Here is a 462-nt window from a genome sequence, read left to right on the forward strand (position 1 = left end):
ATGATTAGTATTTAATTCTTGTTGTTTTTGTGGCTCTCCTGTTTTAATAACCGTTTCGTTTTTCTTGAAAAATGGGAAAACTTTGGAGAAAATAGATTTTAAAAAATTCAATGCCGAGTTAAACCACGATGTTATTTTTTTCCATAATTCAATAATAATCTTTTTTACTTTTTCAAATGAATCTTTAATAAAAGATTCAATAATTATATCTTCTTTATCCAAACTTTCAATCACAAAAGTCATACTATTCATTGCTATCATAGACTCAAAAATAAAGTTGTTTACAGGTTCAGTGATACTGGATTCTACACTAACATCAGAAAACTTAATTTCTGTATTTCCGAACAACATTAATAATTCCACTCCTTTTTATTTTTTTATAAGATTAAGGTGAATAAATCACCTTAATCTTATTTTTTATTACACATACTTCATCAAAGATTCAAGAATGCTTGATTCTTT

1 protein-coding gene is annotated in these 462 nt (G+C 25.3%); it reads right to left on the reverse strand.

Annotated elements, in window-relative coordinates; genetic code table 11:
• Positions 1 to 351 (reverse strand): hypothetical protein (locus ETC00_RS19760; RefSeq protein WP_171567745.1); only part of this gene is annotated, 351 nt, incomplete at its 3' end.
• Positions 352 to 462 lie beyond the last annotated feature (111 nt).

Source organism: Brevibacillus sp. MCWH (genome assembly GCF_013096935.1).
GTDB lineage: Bacteria > Bacillota > Bacilli > Brevibacillales > Brevibacillaceae > Brevibacillus > Brevibacillus aydinogluensis.